Origin of the sequence: Hymenobacter ruricola (genome assembly GCF_015694525.1) — a bacterium.
In the GTDB taxonomy this organism is placed as follows: domain Bacteria; phylum Bacteroidota; class Bacteroidia; order Cytophagales; family Hymenobacteraceae; genus Hymenobacter; species Hymenobacter ruricola.
This window is the reverse complement of record NZ_JADQDM010000008.1, coordinates 182,260-197,952: the sequence shown is the minus strand read 5'-3', so window position 1 is coordinate 197,952 and position 15,693 is coordinate 182,260. Positions and strand designations below refer to the sequence as shown.

General features: G+C 70.4%; 7 protein-coding genes. 1 reads left to right on the top strand and 6 read right to left on the bottom strand.

Annotated elements, in window-relative coordinates; genetic code table 11:
• Positions 1-21: 21 nt before the first annotated feature.
• Complete coding sequence (locus I2H31_RS16375) at positions 22-642, bottom strand: class I SAM-dependent methyltransferase (protein ID WP_196294124.1); 621 nt, start codon at positions 640-642, stop codon at positions 22-24.
• A 97-nt stretch (positions 643-739) separates the two neighbouring features.
• Here I2H31_RS16375 and I2H31_RS16370 point away from each other — a divergent pair, with 97 nt between their 5' ends.
• Positions 740-2,188, top strand: a complete 1,449-nt coding sequence (locus I2H31_RS16370; protein WP_196294123.1) for an eCIS core domain-containing protein — start codon at positions 740-742, stop codon at positions 2,186-2,188.
• Between the two features lie 16 nt (positions 2,189-2,204).
• On the opposite strand, the gene I2H31_RS16365 is transcribed toward I2H31_RS16370, so the two are convergent.
• The 5 genes from I2H31_RS16365 to I2H31_RS16345 form a co-directional block, all read right to left on the bottom strand.
• Positions 2,205-3,560, bottom strand: coding sequence for an ATP-binding protein (locus tag I2H31_RS16365; protein ID WP_196294122.1), 1,356 nt, complete (start codon positions 3,558-3,560; stop codon positions 2,205-2,207).
• Entirely contained in the window at positions 3,551-8,125 is a 4,575-nt protein-coding gene (locus I2H31_RS25500) for a contractile injection system tape measure protein (protein ID WP_196294121.1), read from the bottom strand. Before I2H31_RS25500 ends, I2H31_RS16365 begins: the two co-directional genes overlap by 10 nt.
• A gap of 6 nt (positions 8,126-8,131) precedes the next feature.
• Positions 8,132-10,690, bottom strand: a complete 2,559-nt coding sequence (locus I2H31_RS16355) for a hypothetical protein (RefSeq protein WP_196294120.1) — start codon at positions 10,688-10,690, stop codon at positions 8,132-8,134.
• 70 nt (positions 10,691-10,760) lie between these two features.
• Entirely contained in the window at positions 10,761-11,660 is a 900-nt protein-coding gene (locus I2H31_RS16350) for a hypothetical protein (protein WP_196294119.1), read from the bottom strand.
• A 270-nt stretch (positions 11,661-11,930) separates the two neighbouring features.
• Positions 11,931-15,692 (bottom strand): baseplate J/gp47 family protein, encoded by a 3,762-nt coding sequence (locus tag I2H31_RS16345; protein ID WP_196294118.1) that lies wholly within the window; start codon positions 15,690-15,692, stop codon positions 11,931-11,933.
• Between the last annotated feature and the right edge of the window lies 1 nt (position 15,693).

Below are 15,693 nucleotides of genomic sequence, written 5' to 3'. Positions count from 1 at the left end.
CCCGCGCAAGAGCGGACCGCCTCAGCCCCGGTACACAAACACCGTAAAGTCATCGGGCCAGTAGCCCTGCACCAACGCCACCCGCGCGGCCAGCGTTTGGCAGAAGGCCACAATCTCGGCCGGCTCGTAGGCCACCAGCAGCCCGTCGGGGCCGGGCGCCTGGCTCAGCAGGTTGAAGCCCAGCCCCAGCCGGCAGGCGCCGTACAGCCGCTCGATGGCCCGCCAGATGAAGTCCGGGTTTCGGTGCCGGTAGCTGAGCGCGCCGCTGGCCAGCACGTAGTCGGCCGGGGGCAGCGAGGCGCGCAGGAAGTCGCCGCCGCCCAGCGTCACGTGCCGGTCGGCGCCGTGGCGGGCCTGGGCCACGTCGAGCAGCTCGGGCAGCTGCTCGATGCCGCAGTAGCGCACCCCGGCAAAGCGCTGCTGCAGAAACGGGTACAGGTCGGCGTGGCCGCAGCCCACGTCCAGCACGGCGCAGTCGGTGAGGTCGGCAATGCCGGCCAGGGCCGCGAAGCGGGCCTGCTGGCCTTCGGGGCGGGCCCAGCCCAGGGCCGCCACGCTGTCGGCGCCGTGTTCCTGCATGCGCAGGCGGTGGTAGCGCACAATGGCGGCCGTGTCGAGCAGGTGGTTGATGGGGTCGGACATGGCGGAAACAGCTGAGCGCGTGGGCAGCCGCGGAGCACGGCACAAGGATAGCACTTGCTATATTACGGCCGAATTGACGATTGCTACCCCGTTGTCTATGAAGGCTTCCCTCCCCGCGCGGGCTACCCGCGCCGCCGTGCCCGCCCTGCACGCCCACGCCCAGGCGCAGGCCGACCAACGCCCCAGCGCCGTGGCCCAGCGCCAGGCCCTGGCCGCCCTCGACGGCAGCCCCCGCCAAGTGGCCCAGCGCCGGGCCCTGGGCACTCTCGCCGCCAGCCCGCGCCAGACCGCCCAGCGGCAGGCCCGGGTGGCCAATTTGCCGGCCCGCAACACCACCGGCCTGCCCAACCAGTTGAAGGCCGGCGTGGAAAGCCTGTCCGGGCACTCGTTCGACGACGTGCGCGTGCATTACAATTCCAGCAAACCCGCCACGCTGCAGGCGCTGGCCTACGCCCAGGGAACGGACATCCACATTGGGCCGGGGCAGGAGCAGCACCTGCCCCACGAGGCCTGGCACGTGGCCCAGCAAAAGCAGGGCCGCGTGCGGGCCACCACGCAGCTGCGCAGCGGCATGCCGGTCAACGATACCCAGCCCCTCGAACAAGAAGCCGACCTCATGGGCCGCCGGGCGGCCAAAGGCGAAACCAGCCCGGGCCCCGCCCCGGCCCTGACCACCGGCCAGGCCCCGGCCCAAGCCGTGATGCAGCCGCTGTGGGTGTATCTGGACAACCTCAGCGGCACCCGCCTGAACCTGCGGGCCACTTCCGACCCCACCGTGTACGAGCTCAGCAGCGACGGCAGCAAGTACAAGGTTATCAGCACCGCCGGGGGCAACACCATTGTACAAAAAATGCCTGCCCCGACGGCTTCTGCCCCTTACGAGGACTGGATGTATGACGGCTTCTCAGAATACCAGGACTGGACCAAGCAGTCAACCCGCGTTTCGATGCCCGGCCCCTGGGGCGGTGGCAACATCAACGCAACGCACAAGCGGGGAGCTCCGAAGATTTCTTCCCGCCAACAAGATTTTGGCAAAGCCAAGATGGGGGATACGTACACGGAATACGTGCGAGGCGCCACCTCCGGGGGGCATACCGACCAGGAAGTAGCCAACGACCTACTTAGCTTGGATGACACGGTGTTGAGCAGCCATTTGGAGCAGCGGGCGGCTTCCATGCTGCACGTTACGGTGTACCTGGCGGAGGAATGGCGCAAGCAGGGGGCCGCCAAAATCTACCGGGCTTTTCTGCGAAAAGTAATTGCCGGCCAAGCCACCATGGCCGACTTAATCACGGAATTCAAGTTCGTGGCGAGCGCACAGGAAGGCCGCAAGCAAGTGGCCCGTTTTTCGGACGTGCACAATGGTCACCGCGACCAGACGGACCTTTCGGCCTCCGAACAACTGCTTTATGGGCACATGAGCCCGACGCGGGACGAAGACTACGACACCGACGAAGACATGGAAGAGGATAAGAAACTGGCTGGCACCCGGGATTTTAGTGCCGATAACCGAGGCGTGAAGGGCTGGAAGAACCCCTGGCTGTAGCGGTGCCGGCGGCCCGCTAGGCCGTTTTGCCTTCCTTAGCCAGCTCGCGCTGCAAGCCGCGGCGCAGGTCGTCGGCCGTTACGGGCTGGGCGCGCTGCAGGTGCACCAGCACGCAGTAGCGCAGCACGTTGATGATGGCCCCGCCGGCCACTTTGTACTGCTCGGCCAGGGCTCGGAAGTCCACGTCGGGGGCCAGGGGCACGGCTTTGGCGAAAGCCTTGCGCCAGAGCTTTTCGCGCTCGGCCGGGCCGGGCAGCGGAAAGTGAATCATGGCCTGAAAGCGGCGGGCGAAGGCTTCGTCCACGTTGCCCTTGAGGTTGGAGGCCAGCACGATGACGCCCGCGAAGTCCTCGATGCGCTGGAGCAGGTAGGCGATTTCCTGGTTGGCGTGGCGGTCGTTGGCGGTGGTGGCGGTGCTGCGCTTGCCAAACAAGGCGTCGGCTTCGTCGAAAAACAAAATCCACTGCCGCCGCTCGGCCGTGTCGAACACGCGGGCCAGGTTTTTCTCGGTCTCGCCGATGTACTTCGACACTATCATCGACAAGTCGACGCGGTACACCTCGTGGCCCGTGGCCTGGCCCAGCAGGCAGGCCGTGAGGGTTTTGCCGGTGCCGGGCGGGCCGTAGAACAAGGCCCGGTAGCCGGGCTTGAGGTGGCGGCGCAGGTGCGCGTCGGCCATGATGTCGTCCTGATGCGTGAGCCAGGTGCGCATTTCTTCGAGCTGGTCGAGCACCGGGTAGTCGAGCACGAGGTCGTCCCAGGCCAGGGGCGTGGTCACGCGCTGGGCCGGGAAGTCGAGGCTGTAGTGGGGGCGGGGCCGCTCGCCGGTGGTGAGCAGGGCCAGGGCATCGGGCGGCACGGTGAGGCCGCCGCTCAGGGGCGGCTCGCCGGGCTCGGAGCTGCTCAGCTGCACGAGGCGGGCGGCGGCCAGCGGCGACTCGTCCCAGAGGCTGGTTTGGTAGTGCAGGCGGCGGGTCAGGTCGTCACCGGCCAGCAGGAACAGGGCCGTTTCGCCGGTGGGCAAAAAGCCGGCGTGGCCCTTGCCGCGCAAGCCGCCGAACTCGGTGAAGGGCCGGTCGTAGGTGCTGTTGCGGGCAAAAAAGAGGTCGAGCAGCTGCGGGCGCAGGTAGGGGGCCAGCGCCAGGGCCAGCACCAGGCGCTCGTCGCGGCCCAGCTGCTCGCGCGCCACCAGGGCGGCGAAGAAGTCGGTTTTGGCCGATGGCAGCTTGGGCGCGGGCAGCTCGGCGGGGGCGTCAGGAGCTGTTTCCAGGCCAAAGTAGCGCTTCACGCGGGCGTCGAGGGTTTCGGCCAGCCAGTCGAGCTCGCGGGCGAGGGTGCTGCCCGGGGCAGCGGGAGGGGATTTTAACGCCATGTTACGTAGAGGGGCAGCGGCATCCAGGGCAGCTTGATGGTGGAAATGGACCAAGGTAGCCGGTCGACCAGAATGTCGACGGTTTTGGTTTCGACGGTGAGCGTCACGCGCTCGGCCAGGAAGTCGAGCTTGCCCGGCCGCTGCAAAAACGTTTCGCGCAAGCCCGTCACGCTGGTGTTGCCCAGGGCCTGCCACTGCGTTATCACGGCTTGCAGCAGGCCTTCGGCGGTGTTGCGCTCCGCGGGCGTGAGGGGCAGGGCGCGGGCCAGGGGCCGGGCCGTGGCCACGCCGCACAATAGTTTGTTGAGCACCAGCAGGTATTCGGGCGCTTCTTCCTCGCCCGTCACCAGGAACTGCAGCAGGTGGCTGGCCCGCTCGGCCTGGTCCGGCGCCTTGAGCTGCCGCTGCTCCAGGTAGCCCAGCCGGTCGAAAAGCGGCACCAGAAACGGCCACAGCAGCACCAGGCCCGCGTTGGCTATGTACACCGTTTCGGTCGGCCCCGCCTCTTCCCCCGAGGGTCTCAGCTTCAGCGAGCCCGGCCGGCCCTCCGGCGCCCCCGTGCCCGGCGCCAGCGCCGGCCCTGAGCCCGTTCCGCCGCTGCCCGCGCCACCAGCCGCGGCATTCGCCGGAGCCCGCCGGCCCGCCGAAGCCTCGCCGGCACGGGCCGCTAGCAGGGCAGCCAGCGGCCCCGGCACCCGCACCCGGCGGCGTAGCAATGCCTGCAACACTTGCCGGGCCGTTTGGGCGGGCGGCCGGCGGGCGTTTTCGGCCCGCAGCAACTGGTCGAGCAGCGCAGCCAATTGTTGCGGCCGCGCCCCGCCGGCCACCGCCACGGCCAGTACGGCCGCCCACACGCCGGCTGGCCCGTCGGCGGCCTGCACCAGGCCCAGCGTATGCAGGTGCAGCCATCCCCGCGCCACCTGCGCCAGCGGCCGGTACGCGGCCGGCCACCAGTGCCGGAGCACGCGCTCCGGGGCCGTGAGCGGCAGCAGTGCCGCCAGGCGCTGCCGGGCCGTGGCCACGCCCAGGTAAGCCCGGGCCCGGCTTAGCACCGCCGCTGCCTGGGCGGGGGGCAGGGCCGCCAGCGCTCGGGCCGCACTGTCGGCGGCCGGGGCCGCGCCCTGCTGCAGGTAGTGCTCTACCGCGCCCCAGGCTAGCTCGGCTGCCTCTGAGAAAGGAGCTGCGCCGGCCGCCGCGGTAGCGCTTTGCGCTCGTCGCGGCCGGGCAGCATCGGGCACTGCCAGCGTGGCTTGCAGCAGGGCCGCAAAGAAAGGGTCGGCTGCCAGGGTCGGGTGCTGGCGCAGCAGCGCCGCGGCCCAGGCCAGCACCGAGCGCCAGGCCAGCCCGCTGGCCGCGGCCAGGCGTTGGGCGGCCGCCAGCGGGTTGGCCACGGCGGCCGGGGCTCCCGCATAAGCCAGGTAGGCTTCCTGCAAAAACAGTCGTCGCCGCTCCTGGCTGGCCCCGGCTGGCCGGCGCAGGCTGCGGTCGAGCGCCGCCAGGGCCGGCCGCACCAGCTGCCGCCGGCCCCGGCCCACGCCCGGCGGGGGCAAGAGCTCGTGCAGCAAGCTGAAATCGGCCAGCGCGGCCAGGTGCCGCTGCACCGCCGCCTCCCGGCCGTGCCGCTGCAGAAATGCGCGCACTGGCTGGGAGGCCGGCTGCAGCGCCGGGCTCAGGGTGGTGGGCAGCAGCGGCCCGGCGTGCCACCACGGCGCTTTGCCATGCAGCAGGTAATGAAACAACAAGTCGTGGCGGCCCGGCGCGGTGTCGTCCGGGGTCGGTGGCTTGCCCGTCCCGCTGGCCAGCCTCCGGCCGGGAGCAGTAGCGGCTGGCTCTTCCGGCAACCCCACTACCTTGCCCAAGCCAAAAGGCCCTGCCAGTGCTTCGGGACCAATGGTGGCGGTTGCCGGGCGGCTGCTTAGTCTCATTGGGTTCAGAAGCGCAGCTGCCAGCAGCTGCCAGCCGGGCGCCGCCGCCAGGGCCGGCTGGCGCTGCCCCAGCTTGCGCAGCCGGGTGGCAGTGGCCCGGTGAGGCAGGCCGTAGGCCGTGGCCAGGCGCGCGAGCAGGGCACCTGCGCCGGCCGGCCGGAAGTGGCCCAGCAGCACCGCTACCCGCAGCAGGGCGTTCAGCCGTTGGCTCCCGGCCAGCTCCCGACTGGCTAAGCTTTCCAGGGCGGCCAGCCCTTGCCGGGCGGCCGGGCGCGCCCGGGCCAGCAGCCGGCGCAACAAGGGGAAATCAAGCAGTGCCGTTTGGCCCGGCCAGTGCGAGTCGCGGGCAAGCTGGGCACTCAGCCAGGCCGCCACCTGCGCCGGCTCGCGGGCCGCCAGCCAGCGCAGCAACGGCGCGGGCCCTTTCGCCAACGCAGAAGCAGACGGGCGGTAGGCGGCCAATTGGGCCAGCCCTTCGGCCGCAGTGGAGGGCCAGGCCAGATGCAAGTCGGCCGCGCCGCTACCGGCGTGTTTTTGCCAGAAGCGGGAGGCAGCCGTTGCAGCTAGTAGCCACCGGGTGGCTTCGGGTCGTTGGCTGGGAGAGCCGACTGCTTCCTGAATAGGGCTGTCTGATACAACTGGCCGCATTTCTGGCTCGGCCGATGCTTCTTCGTGAAACAGGCCTTCTTCAATCCTTGGCTCACGCTGGCCGGACTTGCTTGTTCGTTTACGTCGGTTCGCAAGCTGCTCACCTTGCTGTGAAGAGTAAGTGCCAACGCCTCTTAATCCATCCACTAGCCATTTAAAAAAGGAGCTGCCGGCCAGCACCGGCCAGCGGTGCAGTTGCTGCCGCAGGTAGCTCAGCAACGCCCGGCCGGGCAGGCGATGCACTTGCAGCACTCGTTGCAGGTCGTTGGCGCCAGGGCCAGCAGTCCCGGCCCGCCCGCGCAGGTGGAACATCAGGTAGGCCTCTCGTAGCAACTGCTGCCGACTGGTTCTGCCGGAGCTTGAAAACTGGCCAGCCGGCTCGCCCAGCAGGGCGGCCAGCGCGGCGCGGGTAGCGGTAAGGCGCTGGCTGGCTCGCGCCGCCGTTGGCAGCAGCTGGCTCAGCAGCTCAAAGCCCGCCAGGGCCGCCAGGCGTTGCAGCACCTCCGGGCGGCCCTGGTGCAGGTGCAGGAAGTCAGTGAGCGCGCCGTCGTGCCGGACCAGCAACTCCCTTAGCTCGCGCCGCAGCTGGGCCGGGGAAGTCAGCTGATTTCCCCGCAAGCTGATTTCGCCGGTCAGCAGATAGTGGAACAGCTGCTCGCGGGTGCTGCCGTCGGCTGCGGCGGCCGCTATCAGCCCTGGCACTTGCACCGGCAGCCAGCGCTGCAAAGCCGGAGTGGCACCATCGGCCGGAAAGGCCAACAGGTGGACCAGGGCTTGCTGCCATAGCTGGGGGCGCTGGGCCGCGCCGGCCGGGCCCGCTAGCTCATCGAGCAAGGCCAGCACGGGCCGGGCCTGGCCCAGCGCCAGCCGCCGTATCAGCTCGGGGTGCTGGCTTGGGGGGAGCAGGGCCAGCAGGCCGGCCGCGGCTTTGCGCGCCCCTGCCGCCCGCGCCAGGGCCAGCAGGGCGCCCCGGCCCTGGCGCAGCACCTGCGCCGCTTCAGCAGCCAGCTCAGCCAGCGTGAGGGGCGGGCCCGGGGCGGGAGGCAAGGAGCCGCGGCGCAGGTAGTAGCTCAGGGCTGCATTCACATCAGGCGGGGCAGCAGGTGCGGCGGCCTGGAGCTCGGGGCCGGATTTTAACTGCTGCTGATAGAGTGTGTGCACGATGCCGGGCAGCGTGGTGGCCTGGGGCTGCGGCGGGCCGGCCAGCGGCAGCACCGCCACCAGCTGCAGCAGCAGCGCGGTCAGGTCGAGGCCGTAGTGGGCGGCCAGCCCACGCAACTGCCGCTCCACGAAGGCCTGGCGGTTGAACTGGGTGTGCCAGCCAGTGAGCAGGTCGGCCAGCACCAGCTCGTGCAGCACCTGGCGCAGCGCTGGCTCGGGAGCCGGCACCAGCGGCCGGCGGCGGTGGGCGGCCAGCGTATCGGTCAAATACGCGCGCACCAGGGGGGCGTCGGTCGGGGCCAGCAGGCCGATTACCTGGTCGATGGTGGCCGGGGCCAGCTGGCCCGCCAGGCGCTGCCGCGGCCACAGCTGCTGCCCCACTTGCCGCAGCAGCGCCACCAGCGCCTGCGGGTGCTGCCGGAGCGCGCGCGCCACCGCCGCATCCAACTCAAAAGCACTGGTGCTCAGCTGCCAGGGAAGCCGGCCGTTCACCAGATAATACCGCAACCCGGCCAGCGGGTCGGCCGCCGCGGTTTGGCCGGGGCCCGCCTGCGCCCCGAGGCTGGCCAGGGCGCGGCGCAGGGCTTCGCGCAGGTGTTCGGGCAGGTCCTGCTCCAGGCGGTCGGGGGCAATGGGGGGCAGCTCCAGCACCAGCTGGGGCAGGTGGCGCACCGGGCCAGGGGCAGCCACGCGGGCCAGCTCGTCGGCCAGCACGGCTTCCAGCTGCGCATGAAACAGCCGGCTGAACCGCTCGGGCAGCTCGCGGCCCAGCCCAACGCTGGCGGTTTGCACATCGAAGCGCAGTTGGCGAATGGTGGCGGCGGGCTCCATCAGGGGCTAGCGGACCGGGGCGGCGCCGGCGGCCAGCAGGTCTTCCAGAAAAGCGCGGGCGCGCAGCTGGGCCGCGGCCAGCGTCACGCGCTCGGGCAGGCCGTCGGCGCGCAGCAGGTCGCTGGTGTGAGCCAGCACGCCGTACAGGTGCTCCCACTCGCGCATCTGCGGATAATCCAGCCACACCATGTTCACCAGCACGTGCGCCGGGGCATACTGGCGGATGAGCCGCTCCAGGGTGGCCCGGTTGGCTGAGGGCTGCCGCACTCCGTCGGGGCCCGGCTGGGTGCGGTAGCGGTAGGCGTAGCCGGGCAGCAGCATGGTGGCCTGGCAGTGGTAAAACTCGTCGGGTACTAGTCCCGAATTGGGTTCGCGGGCGGCCAGAGGCTCCAGCACCACGTGGTCGAGCAGGCACACGCGCTCCAGCTGGCGGTCGAAGTCGGCCGCGAAGGCCAGCAGCCGTTGCGCCACCGAGTCGATGCCCGGGGCGCCGCCGGGCGGGGGCGGGGCGCCGGCCAGCGTCACCTCCCAGATGTCGTGCGGGTGGTCGGAGTCTACGTTCAGGCGCAGCGTGTCGGGGCCCAGGGCCAGCAGGTCGGGGCGGCGGCGCTGGCCTTCCAACACGTCGAGCACCCGCGTAAAATGCTGAGCCGGCCCGCGCACCACCAGCCGGGGCGGGGTGTTGGGGTGGGGCTGGGTGCCCAGCTGCACCTGCCGCTCCAGCAGGTACAGCTGCTCGCCCCGCGCCCACTTGCGGGCCAGCGACTCCACCCCGGCCAGCAAAAACAAAAACAGCTCCAGCCCCGACTCGCCCCGCGCGGGCTGGCCGGGGGCCGTGGGCAGCGGCACCCACGCCGCGCCCCGGTGGTAGGTGGCCTGGTCGAGCTGGGCCAGCAGCTGCTCGTAGCCCACCACGGCGGCTTCCTCCTCGCCCAGGGCCGCGTCCAGGGTTTCGTGGCGCAGCCGCACGGTGTAGCCGAAGCGCGCCAGCATATGGGCCAGGAAATCGCGGCGGCGGGCCAGGTTGGGGCCGTTGCTGGCGGCGAGGGCGGCGAGGCTGCGGCGGTAGGCGTTGCGGGGCTGCGCCTTGTAGGCGTCCCACTTGGCTTCGGTGCCCCGGCGGTCCTTCCAGCCCCAGCTCTCGTCGGGGCTGATGTTGGTGCCGGGCAGCAGCGGGGCCACGTGCGGCACGTCGTAGAGTAGCCCGCTGTAATACGTTTCGGGCTGCGAGGCAATGGAGAAAAAGTCGCCCACGTGCGCCAGCTGCGCGCAAAAGTCGGCCAGCAGCTGGTCAAACAGCAGCATGTAGCCCTTCAGCTGCATAATGTGGGCCCGGCCCAGGGCCGACGTGTCGGGCAGAGGCCCGTCTTCGCCCACGCCGTAAAGGGTAGGTAGCAGGCGCTGCACCGAGCTGTAGCGGCCCAGGTTGGCGTAGCGGCCGGGGCGCCGCGGCAGCCGGAGCTGGCCCGGCCCGCCTTCGCCCTGGCGGCGCTGGTTGGCCGTCCGCACCAGCTTGCGGTAGGCGCGCAGCACCAGCTGCTGGTCCACCACAATGGGCACGCCCTGCCGGGTGAGCGTGAGGCGGCGCAGGCTTTCGGTGGCGTCGAGGCTACCCACCTCGTTGTCGGCGAACACCAGCTGCTCGACGGCGGTGGTTTGGTCGGCACCGGGCGCGCCGTCGTAGAGCTGCAGGTCAATTACCTGGTACTGGCCGGTGAGGCCGCCGGCCAGGCCGGTTTGGCGCAGCAGCGTGCCCAGCACCACCTGCCGGGTCTGGGGCCGGAAAGTGCTTTGCACATACAGCTGGTTTTGCACGCGGGGGCCCGAAAAAATGTCTTCCACGGCCATGTGTTGCCGCAGGGCATCGCGGGCCCGCATGGTTTCCAGGCTGGGGTCGATGACCTCGCTCAGCTCGTGGAGCAGCTCGGCCAGCACGGTCACCGAGTTTTGGTCGGGCCCCAAGTCGAAGCGGCCGCCCACCACCACGGGGTGCAGGTTCAGCAGCACCGCCGGGCCAAATACCTCGCCCAGGTTGCGGTTCCGGTTGAGGGTGTGCTGCACCTGGGCCAGCAGCCGGGCGCGCTCAGGGGCGCCCAGCGGGCTGGCCTCGCCGGGCGGCTCGGGGTAGAGCTCCAGGGCCACGCGGTAGTGGCCGGCGGCGGCCGCGGGCTGGCCGGGGTCGCGGGGCAGCAGAGTCACCCAGGCATTTTCCACCTGCCCATGAAACCGGTCCAGCACCAGCTTTTTGTAGTCGTCCAGCGTCACCGGGTGGTTGGCAAACGCCTGGTGCGGGGGCACCAGCAGGCGGTTGTCGGCGCGGGCCAGCGGGGGCACGGCCAGCAGGTCGGCCATGGGCAGGGCCGCCCGGTAGCTCACGTCGGTCAGCGCGAAGCACAGGGCTTCGAGCAGCGTCACGCCGGGGTCGTGGTCGTTGTAGTCGGTCCAGACCAGCCCGCTCAGCCGCTGCAGATGCCGCAGCCCCTCGGCGCGCAGGGCCGCGTAGTCCTGCCCGGCCGGCAGCGGCAGGTCGGTGACCAGGGGTTTGAGGGTGTCGTCGTCGAGCACGGCGGGCAAAGAAAACAGAAAAGAACGGCCGGCTTAGCTAGCCCGAACCGGCTGGCTGAGCCGGCCCGGTTTATAGCACCTGCGCGGGCGCGGCCGCAGGGACCACCACGGCGGCCGCGGCCGTAGCCGCTGGCGCAACCGGGCGGCGGTCGTCGAACAGCTGGGTAATGTGGTACACAATGCGGCTGCCGTCGCCAAACGAACTGGCCGTGCGCATCTGCAGGGCATAATTGTCGACCCCGCCCACCCAGCGGAACTTGATTTTCTGAAACCAGCCCCAAAACCAGGCATCGCGCTGGTACACGCGGCTGCGCGAGCGCCCAAACGCGCTCAGCGCCGTGGCGTGGGTGATGGCGTAGCGCCCGCTGCCGGAGGGGCCGTAGGCGGCGGCCACTATCTCAAAGGCATTCAGGCCATTCAGGCCCGATATGATGGTTTTCCACTCGCCGTCGGCCGCTACCTCGTTGCTGGGCTGGGCGGCGTCCACGTACATGCCGATGCGGCCCTGGCTGGCCACGAAGCCGCGCACGTCGAGCTGGTCGGTGGGCCGGGTGGTGCCGATGCCCACTTTGCCGTCGGCCTGCAGGTGCAGCCGGCTCACGTTGGGCGGCGGCCCGGTGGCGGCGGGCCGGGCCTTGGCGCCCACTTCGTCGGGCGGGCTCGGCACCGAAAAGCTCAGCCCGCCGCCCGGCTGCCCGTCGGCGGGGGGCGGCAGCTCCAGCAGCCACGAGGGCAGCTTGGCTTCCAGCTTCTTAAGGTCCTGGTAGAGGGCCAATAGGCGGCTGCGCTCCTCCGAGCCGGCCACCTGCCAGCCATTGTCCGGCGAGTGCGTGAAGCCGTCGTCCAGCCGGTTCACAGCCGAGTCAATCAGGTCGGCAAAGTGCTGCTCAGTGGGCAGGCTGCCCTTGCGGAAGTAGTTTTTGAGCGTTTTCCGGTCCTTGGGCACGCTCAGGGGAGTAGAAGCAGGCATAAAGTAAAGGTAGATGGAAATAAAGGTAGACAGAAATGGAGTTTGGCGGAAGCGGTGCCTATGACCTGTGGTTCTGCTTTGAGGCTTTTGATGTCGTTTTTTGGTGTCAATTTAGAAAGAACGTCATGCTGAGCGCAGCCGAATTATCTCGCGGGCAGCAGTACTCAAAATGAATACAACGAAGCGAGCGTCATGCTTCGACAAGCTCAGCATGACGTTCTTTATTATTTATAGGTCATAGAGTTTACAACTTCACTATCCCTACTTTAATCAAAACTCGTCGGCCACCGCCAGGTCCTGCTCAATCCGCAGGTGGCCGATGCCAGTCGGCGCCGGCGCGGCGGGCGTTGTCACCCGGGGCACCACGTACAGCTCGTGGCGGGGCGCCGACACCAGCACGGCCCAGGGCGCCAGCGCCCCCAGCTCGGCCACCGGTTTGCGGGGGTCGGTGGCCGAATCGTAGAAGCGGTGCCGCCCATCAAGCACCCCGGTCTTCACGGCCGAGAGCCCTGTGCTGCCCGCCACATAGGGCTGCTGGTGCAGAAAAGCCGCGATGCCAGGCAGCGTCAGACGCTTGTGAAAACCGCCCTGCTGCACGCTCTCCTGGCCCCAGGGCGAGAGGTAGGCCGCCAGTGCCGCCTGCAGCTGGGGCTCGTAGGCGGCCTGCCCCCCACCGGCCGCCGGCCGAAACGCCACCGTGGCCCGTACCTGCACCTGCTCATAGGCGGGGTTGCGCACCCGCACCCGCACGGCCGGCGAGGCGCGCTCCTGCAAGTACTGTTGCATGAGGACCAACTGTCCGTTGCCGAATAGCGGCAGCGGGTTGCCGGGCACCAAGTCGTACCTCGGCAGGGCCACCACTTCCACCACTCCCGCCGGGCGGCGGGCACGGCGCGGGCCGGTGTCGCCGGGGTCTTCTTCGGGCAGGGGCAGTTGGTCGGCCGTGAGGCACTTGGCGCTGTGCACGTCGGGAAACTGCTCCAGCAGCAGCCGCTCGTAGTCCCAGGGCGTCAGGGCGCGGCCGCGGTGGCGCAATTGCTCGCTCACGCGGGTGTAGTAGGCGGGCTGGGTTTCGGCCGCCCGCCCGCCCCAGGAGGGAACGGGCTGCGTTACGGCCACCACGCCCGGCAGCGGCGAGAGCAGGCGCACCAGCGTGCCGGGCGCCAGCGGCCCCTGAAAGGGCGCCGGCGCGGGGTCGCCGGTGGTGAGGCGAGTGGCCTGCACCAGGCGCAGGTGCAGGGCCCGCACCAGCCCGAAGGCGGCCGTGCGGTCGGGCACGGTAGCCCGCAGCCAGCACCAGCCGCTGGGCAGCAACTGGTGTTGTGTGATGCCCGGGCCGTTGGGCAGCGTCAGCACCACCCGGCAGCTGTTGGCGAAGCCCGGGGCCACATCGGCGTAGCCGCTGGCCTGGGCCAGCGGCCGCCACTCGTCGCCGTCCAGAAACGTCCACTCGGGCGTGGGCGGCACGTCGTCCGTATCCGTCGGCACGGCCAGCTCAAACAGCAGGCTCACGTCGCGACCGGCGGCGTCGGGGCTGAGGCTCACCAGCAGCGTGCCTTCGCGGTCCAGCAGCGGCAGCAGGCGCACGGCGCCGGCGTTGGCCGGCTCGTAGCCGAAAAACGGGTGCAGGTGGTAGAAAGTCGCCGGGCTGTTGGCCTGGCCGGGCACCAGCACTTCCTCGGCCGTGTAGCTGACGGTGAGCTGCTGCAGCACGGGCACGAAGGGCACCTGGGGCAGCGGCCGGGGACGGCGCCGGTGGCGGTGGTTGTAGCGCACGGCGTCAGCCAGGGCCTGCGGGTAGAGGTCGGCGCCGAAGCCCGGGGCCGGGCCGGCCAGTACGAGGCGCACCAGCCCGGTCGAGCCGTTGGGGGCCGGCGTGAGGCGGCCGGGCCGCTCCAGCTTCACCAGCGTCTGGGGGGCCAGGGCGGGCCCGCGCCCCGTGCCGGGGGCAAACAGGCGCGTCTTGGCCTTGGGCACAGCCGCCTGCCAGCGGTAGTCGGCCAGGTAGCCCACCTTCACCTGAAAAGCGTCGTCGGCAAACAGCTGCGCGGCGTTGTCGGCGTAGCCCGCGTAGTAGGCGGCCAGCCCCTGGCGCGGCAGGTTTTGCCAAGTCAGGGCCAAGGTGATGCCGGTCACGTTCTTGCCCAGCAGCTCGGCCACGCCCACCACCAGGCCGGCCCCGGGCATGGCGCGCGAACCAAATGGGTAAAATGGCCCGCTGCCATCAAGCGTGCCCAGCTGGTTGGAAAGTTCGGTGGGACGCAGATGCCGCACGCTGGCCTGCACCCGCAGCTCCACGGGCACCAGGTTGGCGAAATAGGAGTAGCCGTAGGTGGTGGCGCCGGGGTTGAGCAGCAGGCGTACCACGGGCTGGCTGGTGCTCAGGCGCTCACCGTGGCGCTCGGGGCCGTAGGGCACCAGCGGAGGCTGGTCGCGCTCCAGCCGCAGCGTCCAGTTGATGGTGACCGCGGCGGGGTCCAAGTCCACGCTCACCACTTGCAGCGGCAGCCAGCCCGAGGGCCCCGTGCCCTGCGCCACAAACGCGCCGAATAGCACCCGCTGCTGCTCCTGGGCATCGCGGGGCACCCCCGGGGCACTGGTGGCCAGCAGGTCTTGAAATTCGGCAAAGCTGGTGGCGGTGGCCCGTAGCCGCAGGGTTATCTCGCGCAGGCCTTCCTGCAGGGCCAGCGTGGGCGCGGCCACCGCAAAGCCCACCTCCGCGGGCCGCAGCGGGTCGATGGAAGCCAGGTGCTGGGCGGGGTCGGCGCCGAAGAGCGGCCAGCGGGCGTCGTTTTCGGCCCCCGGCCAGGCCCCGGTGGCGGGGTCGCGCATGGCCGAGTTGAACACGCCCGTGACCCGGCGCCGGGCCTTGATTTTGGCGCCGTCGTTGGCCACCAGCAGCGTGGCCAGCGCCGCCACGCGCCAGCTGCCCAGCTCGGCGTCGGCGTCGGTGGCGAAGAGGATGCGCCGCTTGGCCTCGTCCTTGCCGCCGTCGAGCACGGTGCCGGCCGGCAGCACGTAGCGGGTGCGGCCCTCGGCCAGTGCGAACGCCAGGTAGGTGCGGTCGGGCTGGCTGGGGCGGTGCCGGGCGTGCAGCACGTCCTCGTAATAATAGTTGAGGTGCCGCCGCGGAATGTCGTTCAGCTCGCGCTGGGCGTGGGCGTACAGTTCCACAAAGCCCACCAGCAACCCCAGCTCGGGGTGCAGGCCGGCGCGGCTGTTCAGGGTGTCGTCCAGCTCCAGCCGGGCCACTTCCACCAGGGTGGCCTGGGCCTTGTAGGTCTGCCACAGCAGTTCGCCCAGCAGCCGGATTACCTCTTCGGGCTTTCGGGTGCCGTTGCGCAGCTGGTCGGCGTAGTCTTCGTGGGCGCGGGCGTCGGCGACGGGGTCGGGCCGCGTCACGCCGCCCGGCAGCACGGCCCCAAAATCGCGCACCAAGCCCTTGGATAAGGCCTGCGCCACCGAGCCCTCCGGCCCAGCCGAGAGGCGGCGCGGGCCGTCGCCCAGCGCGGGGCCGGTGCGCAGCAGCAGGTACTCGTAGTGCGCGGCCTCGTACAGGCCCGGCAGCAGTTCGCGCACCATGCGCGCCAGGGCCCCCGCAAACCGCGGCTGCTGGTTGCTGCCGCGGTGGTACAGCACCCAGCGGTTGAGCTTGGCCAACTCGTACGCCAGCAGCTTCACCAAGAGCTGCCGGGCCTGCAGGCGGTGCGCCGGCGAGGTGGAGCTTTCGTACAGCACGGCCATCTTGGCCGATACGGCGTCGGTGCGGCGGCCCAGCGGCTGGGTGGCCACTTCGGCCAGCAGCAGCAGGCTGCGGTGCCGGGCCAGGTCCCACACGCCCTGGGCGGCCACGGCGGGGTTGGTGCAAAAAGCCACCTGCCGCGAAAACCGCGACAGGTACGCCAGCAGCTGCGGCAGCGTGCGCCCGTCCAGGGCCAGGCGGTCGGGCGGCAGCATGGCGGGCATCCGCTCGGCCTGCGAGGCTCCTCCGCTGTTGTACTGCCCCAACGGGCGCTCGGCTGGCTGCGCCATA